This window comes from Aeromicrobium sp. (assembly GCF_049587115.1).
In the GTDB taxonomy this organism is placed as follows: domain Bacteria; phylum Actinomycetota; class Actinomycetes; order Propionibacteriales; family Nocardioidaceae; genus Aeromicrobium.
This window is the reverse complement of record NZ_JBAVDI010000092.1, coordinates 1-2,109: the sequence shown is the minus strand read 5'-3', so window position 1 is coordinate 2,109 and position 2,109 is coordinate 1. Positions and strand designations below refer to the sequence as shown.

Annotated in this window: 1 protein-coding gene; it reads right to left on the bottom strand. The window is 66.2% G+C overall.

Annotation, left to right across the window (positions count from 1 at the left end):
• Positions 1-2,109, bottom strand: a 2,109-nt coding sequence (locus tag WB461_RS08960; RefSeq protein WP_423852389.1) for a vitamin B12-dependent ribonucleotide reductase, incomplete at both ends; no start/stop codon positions are given.

Sequence of the window (2,109 nt, the reverse complement as noted above, 5' to 3'; positions counted from 1 at the left end):
GGGCTTGGCTGCGGCCGCCTCGTGAGAGTCGCTCGAGACCGAGGGGGCTTCGACCTTGGCCGTCTCGACGGGCTTGGCCGTTTCGACAGGCTCAACGGGCCTGCTGGGCTCGACGAGCTCGGCGGCGGTGGTGCCGGCGTTGTCGACAGGCTGGTGGGAGCCGGTGTCGAGGTAACGCTGGCGCTCGTCGGCCGAGTGGATGCCGAGTGCCGAACGGGTGTCGAAGTCCAGGTAGTCCAGGGCCAGGCGACGGAACGTGTAGTCCATGATCGACTGGCTCATACGGACATCCGGGTCGTCGGTCATACCGGCCGGCTCGAACTTCATGTTGGTGAACTTCTGCACGAAGGTCTCCAGCGGCACGCCGTACTGCAGCGAGATGCTGATCGCGATCGAGAAGGCGTCCATCATTCCGGCCAGGGTCGAGCCCTGCTTGCCGAGCTTCATGAAGATCTCGCCGAGCGAGCCGTCCTCGTGGGCACCCGAGGTCATGTAGCCCTCGGCCCCACCGACGGAGAACGACGTCGTGATGGCCTGGCGTGACTTCGGCAGGCGACGACGGATCGGCTTCTCGACGATGACTTCCTTGACCTCGACCTTGGTCGAGCCCGACTCCTTGGCTCCCTTGCCGTCCGAGAGCGGCTGGCCAACCTTGCAGTTGTCGCGGTAGACCGCGAGCGCCTTGAGGCCGAGCTTCCAACCCTGGAAGTAGACGTCCTCGATCTCCTCGACCGTTGCCGACTCCGGCAGGTTGACCGTCTTGGAGATGGCGCCGGACAGGAACGGCTGGCAGGCGGCCATCATGTTGACGTGGCCCATCGGGGCGATCGAGCGCTGCCCCATCGCGGTGTCGAAGATCGAGTAGTGCTCGGGCTTGAGACCGGGCGCGTCGACGACGTGGCCGTTGTCGGCGATGAACTCGACGATCGCCTCGATCGTCTCGCCGGCGTAGCCGAGCTTCTTCAGCGCCGCGGGGATCGTCTGGTTGACGATCTGCATCGAGCCGCCGCCGACGAGCTTCTTGAACTTGACCAGCGAGAAGTCCGGCTCGATGCCGGTCGTGTCGCAGTCCATCATGAAGCCGATCGTGCCGGTCGGCGCGAGCACCGACGCCTGGCTGTTGCGCCAGCCGTTCTTCTGCCCGACCTCGAGGTTGAGCTTCCACTGCTTGGCGGCCTCACGGTGCACCGCGATGTCGATCGAGTGCAGCGTGCGGATCTCGTCGTTGGCGGCCTGGTGCTTGCGCATGACGCGCTCGTGCGCCGAGGCGTTCTGGGCGAAGCCGTCATACGGTCCGACCACGCCGGCGAGCTCGGCCGAGCGGCGGTAGGAGGTGCCGGTCATCAGCGAGGTGATCGCGCCGGCCAGCGCGCGGCCGCCGTCGGAGTCGTACGCCAGGCCGGACGCCATCAGCAGGGCGCCGAGGTTGGCGAAGCCGATGCCGAGCTGACGGTAGGCCCGCGTGGTCTCGCCGATCGCCTGCGTCGGGAAGTCCGCGAAGCAGATGCTGATGTCCATCGCAGTGATGATGAACTCGGTCGCCTTGACGAACGTCTCGGTGTCGAACGAGCCGTCGTCCTTGAGGAACTTCAGCAGGTTGAGGCTCGCGAGGTTGCACGAGGAGTTGTCCAGGTGCATGTATTCCGAGCACGGGTTGGACGCCGTGATCCGGCCGGCCTCCGGCGAGGTGTGCCAGTCGTTGATCGTGCCGTCGTACTGGATGCCGGGGTCGGCGCACTCCCAGGCAGCCTTGGAGATCTTGCCCATGAGCTCGCGGGCGTCGACGGTCTCGATGACCGAACCGTCGCCACGCGCCTTCAGACCGAACTCGGTGCCCTCCTCGACGGCACGCATGAACTCGTCGTTGACGCGCACCGAGTTGTTGGCGTTCTGGTACTGCACGGACACGATGTCCTTGCCGCCCAGGTCCATGTCGAAGCCGGCGTCACGCAGCGCGCGGATCTTGTCCTCTTCACGTGCCTTGGTCTCGACGAACTCGACGATGTCGGGGTGGTCCACGTCGAGGACGACCATCTTGGCCGCACGGCGGGTCGCGCCACCGGACTTGATCGTGCCCGCGGACGCGTCGGCGCCCCGCATGAAGGACAC